Origin of the sequence: Pseudomonas sp. NY15463 (assembly GCF_048068415.1) — a bacterium.
Lineage (GTDB): Bacteria > Pseudomonadota > Gammaproteobacteria > Pseudomonadales > Pseudomonadaceae > Aquipseudomonas > Aquipseudomonas mosselii_C.
The window spans coordinates 528,374-541,839 of record NZ_JBLUQD010000004.1 but is presented as its reverse complement, the minus strand read 5'-3'; the positions used below and the strand labels follow the sequence as shown (position 1 = coordinate 541,839).

Sequence of the window (13,466 nt, the reverse complement as noted above, 5' to 3'; positions counted from 1 at the left end):
GACATGCCCCACACGAGGCCCTTGCATGCAGTATCGCGATTTGCGCGACTTCATCCGTGGCCTGGAACAGCGCGGTGAACTCAAGCGCATCCAGGTTCCCATCTCGCCTGTTCTGGAAATGACCGAAGTCTGCGACCGCACCCTGCGCGCCAAGGGCCCGGCGTTGCTGTTCGAAAAGCCCACCGGCTTCGACATGCCGGTGCTCGGCAACCTGTTCGGCACCCCCGAGCGCGTGGCTATGGGCATGGGCGCCGAGTCGGTCGAAGAATTGCGCGAAATCGGTAAACTCCTGGCCTTTCTCAAGGAACCCGAGCCGCCCAAGGGGCTGAAGGACGCCTGGTCCAAGCTGCCGATCTTCAAGAAGGTCGTTTCCATGGCGCCCAAGGTGGTCAAGGACGCGGTGTGCCAGGAAGTGGTGGTGCAGGGGGAGGACGTCGACCTTGCTCAGTTGCCAATCCAGCACTGCTGGCCTGGTGACGTGGCACCCTTGATCACCTGGGGCCTGACCGTCACCCGCGGCCCGAACAAAGACCGCCAGAATCTGGGTATCTATCGCCAGCAGGTGATTGGCCGCAACAAGGTGATCATGCGTTGGCTCAGCCATCGCGGCGGCGCGCTGGACTACCGCGAATGGTGCGAGAAGCACCCAGGCCAGCCGTTCCCGGTGGCCGTGGCCCTGGGCGCTGACCCCGCGACCATCCTGGGCGCCGTCACCCCGGTGCCGGACACCCTGTCCGAGTACGCCTTCGCTGGCCTGTTGCGCGGCAACCGGACCGAGCTGGTCAAGTGTCGCGGCAGCGACCTGCAAGTGCCGGCCACTGCCGAGATCATCCTCGAAGGCGTGATCCATCCCGGCGAAATGGCCCCTGAAGGCCCGTATGGCGATCACACCGGCTACTACAACGAGGTGGACAGCTTCCCGGTGTTCACCGTCGAGCGTATCACTCACCGACAAAAGCCGATCTACCACAGCACCTACACCGGCCGACCGCCGGATGAGCCGGCGATCCTGGGTGTGGCGCTGAACGAAGTGTTCGTACCAATCCTGCAAAAGCAGTTCCCTGAAATCGTCGATTTCTACCTGCCGCCGGAGGGTTGCTCGTACCGCATGGCGGTGGTGACCATGAAGAAGCAGTACCCCGGTCACGCCAAGCGCGTAATGCTGGGTGTGTGGTCGTTCCTGCGACAGTTCATGTACACCAAGTTCGTTATCGTCACCGACGACGACATCAATGCCCGCGACTGGAACGACGTGATCTGGGCCATCACCACGCGCATGGACCCCAAGCGTGATACGGTGATGATCGACAACACGCCCATCGACTACCTCGATTTCGCATCGCCGGTATCGGGGCTGGGGTCGAAGATGGGCCTGGACGCCACGCACAAATGGCCGGGCGAAACTACGCGTGAATGGGGGCGCGCCATCGTCAAGGACGAGGCCGTCACCCGCCGTATCGATGAGCTGTGGGATCAGTTGGGAATAGATTGATGCAGGTAACGTTGCAGCCGTCCGGGGCAGTGCTGGCCGTCGAACCGGGCGAGAGGATCCTTGATGCGGCGCGGCGCCTGGGCTACGACTGCCCGAACAGCTGCCGCAACGGCAACTGTCATGTGTGTGCTGCATTGCTGGTGGAAGGCCGAGTGCGCCAGGAGGGGCAGGTGCGCGATCATGGCGAGCTGTTCACCTGCATCGCCGAGCCATTGGAAGACTGCGTGCTGCTGTGGGATGGCGTGTTGGCGTTGGGCGAGCTGCCGGTGCGCTCGCTCGCCTGCACCGTCAGCGAGTGCGTCGAGGTGGGTGGCGATGTCTGGCGGGTGCGTCTGCGTGCTCCGGCCGGCAAGCCGCTGCGCTACCACGCCGGGCAGTATCTGATGATCGAGCGGGCAGGCGCCGACAAGGCGGCGTTCTCGCTGGCGTCGGCACCCCACGCGGGGCGCGAGCTTGAACTGCACGTTCTGGCGCGTGAAAGCAGCGCGGTGCAGTTGATCGAGCAACTGCAACGTAACGGCCTGGCGCGCATCGAGCTGCCCTTTGGCGACACGCACCTGGCCGAGCTGCCCGACTGCCCGCTGGTGTTGATCGCGGCCGGCACGGGCATGGGCCAGATGCACAGCCTGGTCGAACACTGCCGTGCGCAGGGCTTCAAGCACCCGGTTCACCTGTACTGGGGGGTACGGCGGCCCGAGGATTTCTACCAGATCGAGCACTGGAGCGAGTGGCAGCAACTGCCTAATCTGTTCCTGCATAAGGTAGTGAGTGATCAGTGTGTGTGGGAAGGGCGCTGCGGTTTGTTACACGAAGCCGTCTGCGAAGATATCGGCGACCTGAACCAGGTGCATGTGTACGCCAGCGGCTCGCCGAACATGGTCTACGCCACCCTCGACGCCTTGGTCGAGGCCGGGATGGACGCCCACCGCATGCGCGCTGACGTGTTCGCCTACGCGCCTCGCGGTTGACTGTCGCCCGGCCTGCTGCAAGGGCAGGCCGGGGTTATATGAGCCGTTTTTCAACCTCGGCTATATAGCGCCCATACTTACCTAACTGACTTATAACTTTCGTTAGATGCGCACGCTGACTTTCCGTTGGGCGGAAGATTGCGTGAAAGTTTGCTGCGGGGGTTGAGCCTAAGCCGTCTCCTGTTTTACGTTAGAGGCCAGATCCAATCGCGGGGCAAGCCCGCTCCCACGGTCTGCTACGCCGTTGTGCGGGGGCGTCCGAACGGTATATCGGTTTTGATGGCGGCAGCCCATGTCGACGCTTGAAAGTGTTTCCTGGCAAGTTTCATATCCCCCCTCGCTGGACTTCGGCGAACAGTTGACGCGCGAGCAATTGCAGCATTCGATGCAGGCGACCATGTCACAACATGACGGTGGCCCGGTCTGGTTGTTTGCCTACGGCTCGCTGATATGGCGACCGGAATGCCAGTCAGTGGAGCGCCAGCGTGCCCGCGTGCATGGCTATCACCGCGGTCTTTACCTGTGGTCCCACGAACACCGTGGCACGCCGGAATGCCCTGGGCTGGTGTTCGGCCTGGATCGAGGTGGTTCATGCAGCGGCTTCGCCTACCGCTTGGACGACAGCCGCCTCGACGATTCGCTGATGGCCCTGTGGCAACGCGAAATGCCTTATCCGGCGTACCGTCCGCATTGGCTAAGCTGCCGCTTGAACGATGGCAGCAAGGTGCAGGCGCTGGGTTTTGTGCTGGAACGGCACTTGCCATGCTATGCCGGCAACCTGCCAGACACCTTGCTCAGCCAGATCCTGGCCAGTGCCAAGGGCCGCTATGGCACCACCCGTGAGTATGTCGAGCAGACCCTCAACGCCTTGCGCAGCCACCAGATGCCCGATCGCAACCTGGAAGCGCGGTTTCGTCGCTGCCACAACCTGCGCGAGGTCTGATTCAATCTGCCGACCTCTGCGCTGGTAAGCCCGCTCCCGCAGGTCATGCGGTTTCTGGCGGGGCGGGCTTGCCTGCGAGGCTCGCAGTGCCGTGCACCTACTGGATCGCTACCACCAACTTGCCCACAGCCTTGCGCTGGCCCAGTTGCTCAATGGCCGCACCGCCTTCAGCCAGCGGATAAGTCTGTGAGACCAGTGGGTTGAGTTTGCCTTCGGCATGCCAGGCGAACAGCTGGCGGAAGTTGGCGGCGTTGTCTTGGGGCTGACGCTGGGCGAATGCGCCCCAGAACACGCCGATCACTGCCGCACCCTTGAGCAGCGCCAGGTTGACTGGCAACTGCGGGATTGTGCCGCTGGCAAAACCCACCACCAACAGCCGACCGTTCCAGGCCAGGCCGCGCACCGCTTGGTCGAACAGCGCACCGCCAACCGGGTCGTAGATCACATCGACGCCCTGGCCACCGGTCAGGCGCTTGATCTCGTCCTTGAGACTGGCCTGGCCGTAGTCGATCAGATCGTCGGCCCCGGCAGCCTTGGCCACGGCAAGCTTTTCGCTGCTGCTGGCTGCGGCGATTACCCGTGCGCCCAGCGCCTTGCCGATCTCCACCGCCGCCAAACCCACGCCGCCCGAGGCACCGAGGACCAGCAAGGTCTCCCCGGCCTTGAGTTGGCCGCGTTGGGTCAGGGCGTGCATAGAGGTGCCGTACGTCATGCCGAAGGCGGCAGCGGTGGTGAAGTCCATGCCGGCGGGAATTGGCAGCACGTTGTAGTGCGGCACCGCCACTTCTTCGGCGAACGCCCCCCAGCCTGTCAGGGCCATGACCCGGTCACCCACCTTGAAGGCGCCGGCCTTCTCGCCGACCGCTGCCACCACGCCCGCCGCCTCGCCGCCCGGCGAAAACGGCAGTGGCGGCTGGAACTGGTATTTACCTTCGATGATCAGGGTATCGGGAAAATTGACGCCCGCAGCATGGACCTGCAGCAGGATCTCGTTGTTCTTCGGCGAAGGGCTTGCCACCTCTTCCAGGACCAGGTCTTGCGCCGGGCCGAGCGCTTTGCACAACAAGGCTTTCATCAGGGCTATTCCTTTGTCGGTGTTGGCCGATATGTAGAGGAAGTCCGCAACGCGGGTCAACGAGCATGGCCGACCCTGATACGCCTGTATAACCTGGGGCTTGGGTTTGGCCTGTGCGCTGGGTAAGCTGGCGCCAACTGTTTTGAGGAGCGAATTCGTGAAAGCGTGGATCTTGATGGTGCTGGCCCTGTTGTTGCCGGCCGCAGCGATGGCCGAGGAAGCCAAGGACGGGCAGCCGAAGGTGGCCTACATCAGCCTCAGTCCGCCCTTCGTCGGCAATTACGCCCTCGATGGCGGCCCCAAGCTGCGTGTCTACAAGGCCGACGTGGCCCTGCGGGTAACCGGCGACGCGGCCGCTGCGGCGGTCAAGCACCACGAGCCGTTGATTCGCAACCAACTGGTGGCGCTGTTCACCCAACAAGGGGTGGATGACATGAGCAATGTCGAAGCCAAGGAAAAGCTGCGTCAGGAAGCCCTGAAGCAGGTTCAGCAGGTGATGGAGTCCGAAGAGGGCAAGCCCATCGTCGAGGACCTGCTGTTCAACAACCTGATCGTGCAGTAATCAACCGGCCAGGGCCATGATGGCTGCCCACTGGGCCTCGGTCACCGGCATCACCGACAGGCGGCTACCTTTTTGCACCAGGGGCAGCTCTTCCAGCGCGGCCTGTTGCTTGAGCAGGCCCAAGCCCAGGACCTGGCTGAAGGTGCGCACATGCGCCACATCCACTGCGCTCCAAGGGTTTTTCTCGGCGCTGGCCTTGGTGTCGAAGTAGTGGCTCTCGGGGTCCAGTGCGGTTGGGTCGGGGTAGGCTGACGCGGTGATCCGGGCGATTCCGGCGATCCCTGGCTGCGGGCAGCTGGAGTGGTAGAAGAAGAACGTGTCGCCCACATTCATGGCGCGTACGAAATTGCGTGCCTGATAGTTGCGTACCCCGTCCCAACGCGCGCCGTCCTGGCGGGCCAGGGCTTGGATGGACAGCTCATCTGGCTCGGATTTCATCAGCCAATAGGCCATGCCGGGTGCTCCTGAAAAAGTTTGTAATAACTAGTTGCATCAAACCGACAGTCGGTTGGCGTCAACGTTTGCGTGTCGACTCATGTTGTCGGAAAATGCGCCGATTTTAACGCTAGACGCTCCGGCAGCCATCCAGAAAGCCGCCGAGCATGGACAGTGGCACTTAGGGGGCAAACCATGAAACAACGCAAGCCGGACCTGCTCTGGATCCTCGCCTTCATCTTTGGCTTGGGCGTGGTCACCACCGGTTATGCGCAGGGTTTCTGGGAGCGCAAGCTCGACGCCGCCTACCAGCAGGCGCCGGTCAATCCCGCGCAACAGGCGCAGCGCTGAGCCTGAGCCGGCTCCGGTCTTACGTGGGCGCCCAGTACCAGTCACGGTCCGAAACCGTCCCACGCAGCGGCACATCCCAACTCGCCTGAGCCAGGCGCTCGACCTTCTGGCACTCGTGGGCGAGTCCCAGCAGCAACGGTTTTTTCCAGCCTTTACGCCGCCCTTGGTAGGCAAGGCTGCGATCGTAGAAGCCCCCGCCCATCCCCAGTCGTCCACCCACCTCATCGAAACCGACCAGCGGCAGCAGGATCAGGTCCAGCGCCCAGACCGGTCGTTGCCGTCTGCGCTCGATCACCGGCTCCGCGATGCGAAAGCGATTAGGACGCAGGCGCTCGCCCTGCTCGAAACGCTGGAACACCATGCGTGTGCGTGGCCAGGCGTGCAGCACCGGCAGATACACGGACTTGCCGCGTTTGTGCGCCTCGCGCAGCAGCAGGCGCGGGTCTATCTCGCCATCGTTGGGCAGGTACAGGGCAATATGCCGGGCCCGCCGAAACAGCGGGTGCTGTGCCAGCTGGCGGTACAGACCAAGCGCGGCCTGGCGCTGCTGGGCCGGGGTGAGGGCGCGGCGGGCGTTGCGTAACAGGCGGCGCAGCTGGGGGCGGGTCAGTGGCGAGGTATCGGTCATGGCACGGGTGATCCAGGCTGGCGACCAAAACGAATCGCCCGCCATGAAGGCGGGCAATGGAATGAGGCTCCCCGATAAGACCGCTATCGGTGTAGCCCTTGAACCCGAAAGTTCAAGGTGGAGATTGCAGGGGGCGTTAAGGCTTTCCGTCGGGCGGACATGCACACCGGCCCCAGCGTGCAACCCCCGTGGTTGTGCGTATCGGCTCAGGGACATAACCGACTGGCGCATCCCCCAGGGAGTGGCGCCAGTATACCAATCTCAGTCGCTTTTGCTAACCGGGTCGTCGGACAGTGCCTGGTCGACCCGTTCCAGCAGGTCGCGCACCTGCTCGCGGGTGGCGCCGCCGCTGGCGGCTTCCGGGCGGTCCTGGCGGTGCAGCAGTTCATGGGTGATGTTCAACGCGGCCATCACGGCAATACGGTCGGCGCCGATCACCTTGCCGCTGCTGCGGATTTCGCGCATCTTGCCATCCAGGTAGCGGGCGGCACCGACCAGGTTGTTACGCTCCTCGGGCGGACAGATGATCGAGTATTCCTTGTCGAGGATCTGGACGGTGACGCTATTGCTTGAACTCATGAGTCTTGCTCCAGGGCCTTGAGGCGCATGATCATCGATTCGATCTTGCGTTTGGCGATCTCGTTTTTTTCGATGAGGTGGGCGCGCTCCTCGCGCCAGGTTTTTTCCTGAGCTACTAAGAGTGCGTTTTGCCGCTTTAGTTGCTCGACTCGCTCGATCAGCAACTCGAACCGGCTCATCAACGCTTGCAGGTCGTTCTCTTGCATGGCTTGCACTCGATTCGCTCCATCGTCGACTCACCTGGCGATCATGCCTGCACGGGGGCTTGGCGGCCAGTGCTGATGGTCTTGGCGCGCCTGCCGGTGCTAGGATACAAGGCCTTCATTCTAGTCATTGCGCCGTCTGGCGCCTAGCTGCCCATGCCCAATACCCAATCGCCCTACATTGCCTTCGCCATGCTGCTTTCGAGCAATGGCCATCCTGTCACCCCGGCTGAGCTGCACGGCCTACTGATCGGCCGCAGCTGCGCCGGTGCCGGCTTCGATGCCGACGCCTGGCTGGCCGATGCCGCCCAACTGCTCGAGACCGAGCCTGGCGACAACGTGCGCAACGCCCTGATCGGCCTGCAAGAGATGGTCAAGGCCGAGCTGACCGGCGAAGACGTCGCCATCGTCCTGCTGCTGCCTTCCGATGACGCGGCGCTGACCGACCGTGCTGCTGCGCTGGGCCAGTGGTGTCAGGGCTTCATCACCGGCTTTGGGCTGAACGCCGGCGGCAAGGACCTGTCCACCGATGCGAAGGAAGTGCTCCAGGACCTGGTCGCAATCTCGCAGGTGCAGGAAGCGCTGGAAGAATCCGAAGACGGCGAAAGCGACTACATGGAAGTCATGGAGTACCTGCGCGTCGCCCCGCTGCTGCTCTACACGGAGCTGGCCGCGCCCGCCGCACCTGCGCCAAAACCATCGCTGCACTGATTTCGAGCGGGGACGTTTGCCCATGAGCCACATACCCAAGGCGGAGTACGCCCGTCGGCGCAAGGCGCTGATGGCGCAGATGGTCCCCAACAGCATTGCCATCCTGCCCGCTGCCGCCGTTGCCATTCGTAACCGTGACGTCGAGCACGTGTACCGCCAGGACAGCGATTTCCAGTACCTGAGTGGTTTCCCCGAGCCCGAGGCCGTGATCGCCCTGATCCCAGGCCGCGAGCACGGCGAGTACGTGCTGTTCTGCCGCGAGCGCAACCCTGAACGTGAGCAGTGGGATGGCCTGCGTGCAGGGCAGGAGGGCGCGGTACGCGACTTCGGCGCCGACGACGCTTTCCCGATCACCGACATCGACGAGATCCTCCCCGGCCTGATCGAGGGCCGCGAGCGCGTCTATAGCGCCATGGGCAGCAACCCCGAGTTCGACCGCCGGCTGATGGACTGGATCAATGTGATCCGCTCCAAGGCCCGCCTGGGGGCCCAGCCGCCGAACGAATTCGTTGCCCTGGATCACCTGCTGCACGACATGCGCCTGTATAAATCGGCGGCAGAAGTGAAGGTGATGCGCGAAGCTGCGGCGATTTCCGCCCGTGCCCACGTGCGGGCAATGCAGGCCTGTCGTGCTGGGCTGCACGAGTACAGCCTGGAGGCCGAGCTGGATTACGAATTTCGCAAAGGCGGGGCGAAGATGCCGGCCTACGGCTCGATCGTCGCCGCTGGACGCAATGGCTGCATCCTGCATTACCAGCAGAACGACGCCCCGCTCAAGGACGGTGACTTGGTATTGATCGATGCCGGTTGCGAGATCGACTGCTACGCCAGCGACATCACCCGTACGTTCCCGGTGAGCGGGCGTTTTTCGCCTGAGCAGAAGGCTATCTACGAGTTGGTGCTCAAGGCCCAGGAAGCGGCATTCGCCCAGATCGCCCCAGGCAAGCACTGGAACCACGCGCACGAGGCGACCGTGCGGGTGATCACCGAAGGCCTGGTGGAACTGGGCCTGCTCAAGGGTGAGGTGCAGGCGTTGATCGACAGCGAGGCCTATCGCGCCTTCTACATGCACCGTGCCGGGCACTGGCTGGGCATGGACGTGCATGATGTGGGCGAATACAAGGTCGGCGGCCAGTGGCGGGTGCTTGAGCCCGGCATGGCGCTGACGGTGGAACCTGGCATCTACATTGCCGCCGACAATCAGGATGTCGCGAAGAAGTGGCGCGGTATCGGCATAAGGATCGAGGACGACGTGGTAGTGACCCGACAAGGCTGTGAAATCCTGACCACCGGCGTGCCCAAGACCGTCGCCGAGATCGAGGCGCTGATGCACGATGCCCGCAAGGCGGTGGCATGAGTCGGGTGAACCTCGCGATCATCGGTGGCGGGCTGGTCGGTGCCAGCCTGGCTCTCACGTTGCAAGCCGGTGCCAAGGCGCGCGGCTGGAAGATCCTGCTGATCGAGCCGTTCGCCCCCGGCGACAGCTTCCAGCCCAGCTACGACGCGCGCTCCTCGGCGCTGTCCTATGGCACCCGGCAGATCTACGACCAGTTGGGCCTGTGGTCGACTATCGGTCGGCGTGCCGAGCCGATTCGCCAGATCCATGTGTCCGACCGTGGCCGTTTCGGCGCGACGCGTCTGGACGCGCAGGAGGAGGGCGTGCCGGCGCTCGGCTACGTCGTGGAGAACGCCTGGCTTGGACAGTGCCTGTGGCAGGCGTTGGACAGCGAGGTCGTCACTTGGCGCTGCCCTGCCGAAGTCAAGGCGTTGCAGCCGATAGCCGGTGGCTATTGCGTGCAGTTGGACGATGACACGTCGCTCGAATGCGACCTGGCGATACTGGCCGACGGCGGGCGCTCCGGGTTGCGCGAGCAGTTGGGCATCCATGTGCGCAACACCCCCTACGATCAGAGCGCGCTGATCGCCAACATCACCCCAGGCGAGCCCCACCGCGGCCAGGCTTTCGAACGTTTCACCGAGCAGGGCCCGATGGCCTTGCTGCCATTGCCGGACAACCGTTGCGCATTGGTCTGGACGCGCCAGGGAATGGACGCCCGGCGTCTGGCCGAACTGGACGAGCGCAGCTTCCTGCGCGAGTTGCAGGAGGTATTCGGCTATCGGCTTGGCGGCTTGCGCCAGGTCGGTGCGCGGCACCTCTATCCGCTGGCACTGGTCGAGGCCCAGGAGCAGGTGCGCCCGCACTTGGTCGTGCTCGGTAATGCCGCCCATAGCCTGCACCCGATCGCCGGGCAGGGCTTCAACCTGTCGCTGCGCGATGTGCAGTCGCTCGCCGATGCACTGTTGGCCGGTCCGCAACACCCAGGTGATCTGGCCACGCTGCAGCGCTATCATCAGCGCCAGCGCCTCGACCAGGCCTTGACCATCGGCTTCTCCGATCAGGTCACACGCCTGTTCGGCAGCAACCAGCCGTTGATGGCCGCTGGGCGCAACATCGGCCTGCTGGGGCTGGACCTGCTGCCACCGGCAAGAAGCTGGTTTGCCCGCCAGGCCATGGGCCTGGGTACTCGCCCTGATCCGCGAGGCCAGGCATGAGCCAGACGCGTAAACGGGTGCGGCGCGCGCGCATGCTGCGTTGGCTGCTGAACCTTTACCCGCCCTACCTCGGTGCCGGTATTCGCATCCTGTCGATCAGCCCTGACATGCGCAGCGTCAAGGTGCGCATGAAGCTGACGCGGTGGAATCGCAACTACGTCGGCACCCAGTTCGGCGGCAGCCTGTATTCGATGGTCGACCCGTTCTACATGCTGCTGCTGATCGAGCAGTTGGGGCGCGACTACATCGTCTGGGACAAGGCTGCCAGCATCGATTTCATCTCGCCCGGCAAAGGCCCGGTGTACGCCGAGTTCCACGTCGATGATGCGCTGCTTGAGGACATCCGCCAGCAGACCGCCAGCGGCAAGAAGTACCTGCCACATCTGCAGGTAGAGATCCGCGACGCGGCCGGCGAGCTGGTGGCGCGGGTCGAGAAAACCCTATATGTGCGGCTCAAGCCGCAAGCGAGGCAGGCGTAAGGCATGGAAATGCGCGCAGATCTAGTGATTGTCGGTGCCGGTATGGTCGGCAGCGCCCTGGCCCTGGCCTTGCGTCACAGTGGCCTGGAGATTCTCCTGCTCGATGGCAGTGCGCTGTCGGTCAAACCGTTCGATGCGCAGGCGCCATTCGAGCCGCGCGTCAGTGCCCTGTCGGCGGCCAGCCAGCGTATCCTCGAGCGCCTGGGTGCGTGGGAAGGCATCGCCCGGCGACGGGTGTCGGCGTATTCGGACATGCACGTCTGGGACGGCAGCGGCACAGGCCAGATCCACTTCTCGGCTGCCAGTGTGCATGCCCAGGTGCTGGGGCATATCGTTGAGAACCGGGTGGTGCAGGACGGCCTGCTGGAGCGTCTGCACGACAGCGACGTGGGCTTGCTACCCAACGCGCGCCTGGAGCAATTGCGCCGCTCGGGTGACGAGTGGCTGCTGACCCTTGCCGATGGCCGCCGCTTGCGCGCGCCGCTGGTGATCGCCGCCGATGGCGCCAATTCCGCCGTACGCCGCTTGGCCGGCTGCGAAACCCGCGAGTGGGATTACCTGCACCACGCCATCGTGACCAGCGTGCGTTGCAGCCAGGCGCACCGCACCACGGCCTGGCAGCGTTTCACCGACGAAGGCCCGCTGGCGTTTCTGCCGTTGAACCGGGACGGCCAGCAGGATTGGTGCTCGATTGTCTGGTCGACTACCCCCGAGCAGGCCGAGCAGGCCATGGCAATGGACGATGCCGCGTTCTGCCAGGCGCTCGAGCGCGCTTTCGAAGGGCGCCTGGGACAGGTGTTGGCGGCAGACCCTCGGCTCTGCGTACCGCTGCGCCAGCGCCACGCCAAGCGCTATGTCCAGGAAGGTCTGGCGCTCATCGGTGATGCGGCCCACACCATCCACCCGCTGGCGGGGCAGGGGGTGAACCTGGGCTTTCTTGACGCGGCGGTGTTGGCCGAAGAGCTGGTACGGGCCTGCGAGCGCGGCGAGCGTCTGGCCGATGTGAAGGTGCTCAGCCGTTTCGAGCGTCGGCGCATGCCACACAACCTGGCCTTGATGGCCGCCATGGAGAGCTTCGAGCGCCTGTTCCAGGCCAACCCGCTGCCGTTGCGCTGGCTGCGCAACAGTGGCCTGAAGCTGGTGGAGCAAATGCCCGAGGCCAAGGCGTTGTTCGTGCGCCAGGCACTGGGGCTGTCCGGGGACCTGCCGGCGCTGGCCAGGGCTTGAGGCCAGGCGCGGGGCGCACCGCTGCGACGTGCCCCGCAACACCTTCTGCAACATCCGGTAACTGCTCCAGGGATGAGCGCAAAAATGGGATTCACTACCATTCGCACCTCTCATTTCAGCGAGGAGTGCCCCCATGTTGCCCCGCAAGCCCCTACTGGCCGCTCTGGCCCTCACCCTGTTCGGTGGCACCGCCCAGGCAGCCGACGAAGTGGTGGTGTATTCCTCGCGTATCGACGAGCTGATCAAGCCGGTGTTCGACGCCTACACCGCCGAAACGGGTGTGAAGGTCAAGTTCATCACCGACAAGGAAGCGCCGCTGATGCAGCGCATCAAGGCCGAAGGGCAGAACGGCGTGGCCGACCTGCTGCTGACCGTCGATGCCGGCAACCTCTGGCAGGCCGAGCAGATGGGCATCCTGCAGCCGATCAAGTCGAGCATCATCGACCAGAACATCCCGCCGCAGTACCGCGCTTCGTCGCATGACTGGACCGGCCTGAGCCTGCGCGCGCGGACCATCGTCTACTCCACCGATCGCGTCAAGCCCGCTGAACTGAGCACCTACGAAGCCCTGGCCGACAAGCAATGGGAAGGCCGCCTGTGCCTGCGCACGGCGAAGAAGGTGTACAACCAGTCGCTGACCGCCACCCTGATCGAGAACCACGGCGAGGCTGCCACCGAGAAGCTGGTCAAAGGCTGGATCAACAACCTGTCCACCGACGTGTTCTCCGATGACAACGCGGTGATCCAGGCGATTGCAGCCGGCCAGTGCGACGTCGGCATCGTCAACACCTACTACTACGGACGTCTGCACCAGCAGGATCCGAAGCTGCCGGTGAAGATTTTCTGGCCCAACCAGGGCGACCGTGGTGTACACGTCAACCTTTCGGGTATAGGCCTGACCAAGCATGCACCGCACCCGCAGGCCGCCACCAAGCTGGTGGAATGGATGACCGGGGAGAAGGCGCAGAAGCTGTTTGCCGACATCAACCAGGAATTCCCGGCCAACCCGCAGGTCAAGCCATCGCAGGAGGTGGCGGCCTGGGGTAGCTTCAAGGCAGACAGCATCCCGGTGGAAGTGGCCGGCAAACGCCAGGCCGAAGCCATCAAGCTGATGGACCGGGCTGGCTGGAACTAAGCGCCAGGCTTTATCCTTGCGGGGCCTTCTGCGGCCCCTTCGCGGGCAAGTCCGCTCCCACCGGTTCTGCGAATACGGCCCTGGTGGGCGCAGGCATGCCCGCGATGCGATTGCACCGCCACCGA

Annotated in this window: 16 protein-coding genes and 1 other RNA gene; 11 read left to right on the top strand and 6 right to left on the bottom strand. The window is 64.1% G+C overall.

Annotation, left to right across the window (positions count from 1 at the left end; genetic code table 11):
• The first annotated feature begins 25 nt into the window (after nucleotides 1-25).
• The 3 genes from ubiD to ACNFIC_RS13180 all read left to right on the top strand — a co-directional run bounded on the left by ubiD (nucleotide 26) and on the right by ACNFIC_RS13180 (nucleotide 3,403).
• Entirely contained in the window at nucleotides 26-1,492 is a 1,467-nt protein-coding gene (gene ubiD, locus ACNFIC_RS13190) for a 4-hydroxy-3-polyprenylbenzoate decarboxylase (RefSeq protein ID WP_138221508.1), read from the top strand.
• Nucleotides 1,492-2,460 carry a CDP-6-deoxy-delta-3,4-glucoseen reductase gene (locus ACNFIC_RS13185; RefSeq protein WP_138221509.1) on the top strand — a complete coding sequence of 323 codons (969 nt, stop codon included), beginning with the start codon at nucleotides 1,492-1,494 and terminating at the stop codon, nucleotides 2,458-2,460. Before ubiD ends, ACNFIC_RS13185 begins: the two co-directional genes overlap by 1 nt.
• Before the next feature lie 292 nt (nucleotides 2,461-2,752).
• Complete coding sequence (locus ACNFIC_RS13180; RefSeq protein ID WP_138221510.1) at nucleotides 2,753-3,403, top strand: gamma-glutamylcyclotransferase; 651 nt, start codon at nucleotides 2,753-2,755, stop codon at nucleotides 3,401-3,403.
• Nucleotides 3,404-3,500: 97 nt separating this feature from the next.
• On the opposite strand, the gene ACNFIC_RS13175 is transcribed toward ACNFIC_RS13180, so the two are convergent.
• A complete protein-coding gene (locus ACNFIC_RS13175; protein ID WP_416781161.1) occupies nucleotides 3,501-4,478 on the bottom strand; it encodes an NADPH:quinone oxidoreductase family protein in 978 nt (325 codons plus the stop codon).
• Between the two features lie 157 nt (nucleotides 4,479-4,635).
• Here ACNFIC_RS13175 and ACNFIC_RS13170 point away from each other — a divergent pair, with 157 nt between their 5' ends.
• Nucleotides 4,636-5,040 (top strand): flagellar basal body-associated protein FliL, encoded by a 405-nt coding sequence (locus ACNFIC_RS13170; protein WP_138221512.1) that lies wholly within the window; start codon nucleotides 4,636-4,638, stop codon nucleotides 5,038-5,040.
• On the opposite strand, the gene ACNFIC_RS13165 is transcribed toward ACNFIC_RS13170, so the two are convergent.
• Nucleotides 5,041-5,493 carry an EVE domain-containing protein gene (locus tag ACNFIC_RS13165; protein ID WP_416781160.1) on the bottom strand — a complete coding sequence of 151 codons (453 nt, stop codon included), beginning with the start codon at nucleotides 5,491-5,493 and terminating at the stop codon, nucleotides 5,041-5,043. It abuts the gene before it with no gap.
• A gap of 177 nt (nucleotides 5,494-5,670) precedes the next feature.
• Here ACNFIC_RS13165 and ACNFIC_RS13160 point away from each other — a divergent pair, with 177 nt between their 5' ends.
• The gene (locus ACNFIC_RS13160) at nucleotides 5,671-5,826 is read left to right on the top strand and encodes a hypothetical protein (RefSeq protein ID WP_171031010.1); all 156 of its coding nucleotides are present in this window, start codon (nucleotides 5,671-5,673) and stop codon (nucleotides 5,824-5,826) included.
• A gap of 19 nt (nucleotides 5,827-5,845) precedes the next feature.
• On the opposite strand, the gene ACNFIC_RS13155 is transcribed toward ACNFIC_RS13160, so the two are convergent.
• The 4 genes from ACNFIC_RS13155 to ACNFIC_RS13140 all read right to left on the bottom strand — a co-directional run bounded on the left by ACNFIC_RS13155 (nucleotide 5,846) and on the right by ACNFIC_RS13140 (nucleotide 7,239).
• Nucleotides 5,846-6,454: a 5-formyltetrahydrofolate cyclo-ligase gene (locus ACNFIC_RS13155; protein ID WP_416781159.1), complete on the bottom strand. Its 609-nt coding sequence runs from the start codon at nucleotides 6,452-6,454 to the stop codon at nucleotides 5,846-5,848.
• Nucleotides 6,455-6,518: 64 nt separating this feature from the next.
• Nucleotides 6,519-6,698, bottom strand: a non-coding RNA gene (gene ssrS / locus ACNFIC_RS13150) — 6S RNA.
• Between the two features lie 17 nt (nucleotides 6,699-6,715).
• On the bottom strand, nucleotides 6,716-7,033 hold the full coding sequence (locus ACNFIC_RS13145) for a cell division protein ZapA (RefSeq protein WP_416781158.1): 318 nt from the start codon (nucleotides 7,031-7,033) through the stop codon (nucleotides 6,716-6,718).
• Nucleotides 7,030-7,239, bottom strand: coding sequence for a TIGR02449 family protein (locus ACNFIC_RS13140; protein ID WP_416781179.1), 210 nt, complete (start codon nucleotides 7,237-7,239; stop codon nucleotides 7,030-7,032). Before ACNFIC_RS13140 ends, ACNFIC_RS13145 begins: the two co-directional genes overlap by 4 nt.
• A 153-nt stretch (nucleotides 7,240-7,392) precedes the next feature.
• Between ACNFIC_RS13140 and ACNFIC_RS13135 the strand changes: the two genes are divergently transcribed.
• The 6 genes from ACNFIC_RS13135 to ACNFIC_RS13110 all read left to right on the top strand — a co-directional run bounded on the left by ACNFIC_RS13135 (nucleotide 7,393) and on the right by ACNFIC_RS13110 (nucleotide 13,341).
• Nucleotides 7,393-7,947: a YecA family protein gene (locus ACNFIC_RS13135; RefSeq protein ID WP_138221516.1), complete on the top strand. Its 555-nt coding sequence runs from the start codon at nucleotides 7,393-7,395 to the stop codon at nucleotides 7,945-7,947.
• Nucleotides 7,948-7,969: 22 nt separating this feature from the next.
• A complete protein-coding gene (gene pepP / locus ACNFIC_RS13130) occupies nucleotides 7,970-9,304 on the top strand; it encodes a Xaa-Pro aminopeptidase (RefSeq protein ID WP_138221517.1) in 1,335 nt (444 codons plus the stop codon).
• Entirely contained in the window at nucleotides 9,301-10,500 is a 1,200-nt protein-coding gene (gene ubiH, locus ACNFIC_RS13125; protein ID WP_138221518.1) for a 2-octaprenyl-6-methoxyphenyl hydroxylase, read from the top strand. The genes pepP and ubiH overlap by 4 nt, the downstream gene beginning before the upstream one ends.
• A complete protein-coding gene (locus ACNFIC_RS13120) occupies nucleotides 10,497-10,979 on the top strand; it encodes a DUF4442 domain-containing protein (protein WP_138221519.1) in 483 nt (160 codons plus the stop codon). Before ubiH ends, ACNFIC_RS13120 begins: the two co-directional genes overlap by 4 nt.
• Before the next feature lie 9 nt (nucleotides 10,980-10,988).
• A complete protein-coding gene (locus ACNFIC_RS13115) occupies nucleotides 10,989-12,206 on the top strand; it encodes a 2-octaprenyl-3-methyl-6-methoxy-1,4-benzoquinol hydroxylase (RefSeq protein WP_171031011.1) in 1,218 nt (405 codons plus the stop codon).
• Nucleotides 12,207-12,339: 133 nt separating this feature from the next.
• Nucleotides 12,340-13,341 (top strand): extracellular solute-binding protein, encoded by a 1,002-nt coding sequence (locus ACNFIC_RS13110; RefSeq protein ID WP_416781157.1) that lies wholly within the window; start codon nucleotides 12,340-12,342, stop codon nucleotides 13,339-13,341.
• Nucleotides 13,342-13,466 lie beyond the last annotated feature (125 nt).

Bases quoted from the DNA above. Each gene is read 5' to 3' on its own strand.
- ACNFIC_RS13120 (WP_138221519.1), top strand. From the start codon at position 10,497: ATGAGCCAGACGCGTAAACGGGTGCGGCGCGCGCGCATGCTGCGTTGG.
- ACNFIC_RS13180 (WP_138221510.1), top strand. From the start codon at position 2,753: ATGTCGACGCTTGAAAGTGTTTCCTGGCAAGTTTCATATCCCCCCTCG.
- ubiH (WP_138221518.1), top strand. From the start codon at position 9,301: ATGAGTCGGGTGAACCTCGCGATCATCGGTGGCGGGCTGGTCGGTGCC.
- ACNFIC_RS13155 (WP_416781159.1), bottom strand. From the start codon at position 6,454: ATGACCGATACCTCGCCACTGACCCGCCCCCAGCTGCGCCGCCTGTTA.
- ACNFIC_RS13115 (WP_171031011.1), top strand. From the start codon at position 10,989: ATGCGCGCAGATCTAGTGATTGTCGGTGCCGGTATGGTCGGCAGCGCC.
- ACNFIC_RS13160 (WP_171031010.1), top strand. From the start codon at position 5,671: ATGAAACAACGCAAGCCGGACCTGCTCTGGATCCTCGCCTTCATCTTT.
- ACNFIC_RS13165 (WP_416781160.1), bottom strand. From the start codon at position 5,493: ATGGCCTATTGGCTGATGAAATCCGAGCCAGATGAGCTGTCCATCCAA.
- ACNFIC_RS13175 (WP_416781161.1), bottom strand. From the start codon at position 4,478: ATGAAAGCCTTGTTGTGCAAAGCGCTCGGCCCGGCGCAAGACCTGGTC.
- ACNFIC_RS13185 (WP_138221509.1), top strand. From the start codon at position 1,492: ATGCAGGTAACGTTGCAGCCGTCCGGGGCAGTGCTGGCCGTCGAACCG.
- ACNFIC_RS13145 (WP_416781158.1), bottom strand. From the start codon at position 7,033: ATGAGTTCAAGCAATAGCGTCACCGTCCAGATCCTCGACAAGGAATAC.
- pepP (WP_138221517.1), top strand. From the start codon at position 7,970: ATGAGCCACATACCCAAGGCGGAGTACGCCCGTCGGCGCAAGGCGCTG.
- ACNFIC_RS13110 (WP_416781157.1), top strand. From the start codon at position 12,340: ATGTTGCCCCGCAAGCCCCTACTGGCCGCTCTGGCCCTCACCCTGTTC.
- ACNFIC_RS13140 (WP_416781179.1), bottom strand. From the start codon at position 7,239: ATGCAAGAGAACGACCTGCAAGCGTTGATGAGCCGGTTCGAGTTGCTG.
- ACNFIC_RS13135 (WP_138221516.1), top strand. From the start codon at position 7,393: ATGCCCAATACCCAATCGCCCTACATTGCCTTCGCCATGCTGCTTTCG.
- ubiD (WP_138221508.1), top strand. From the start codon at position 26: ATGCAGTATCGCGATTTGCGCGACTTCATCCGTGGCCTGGAACAGCGC.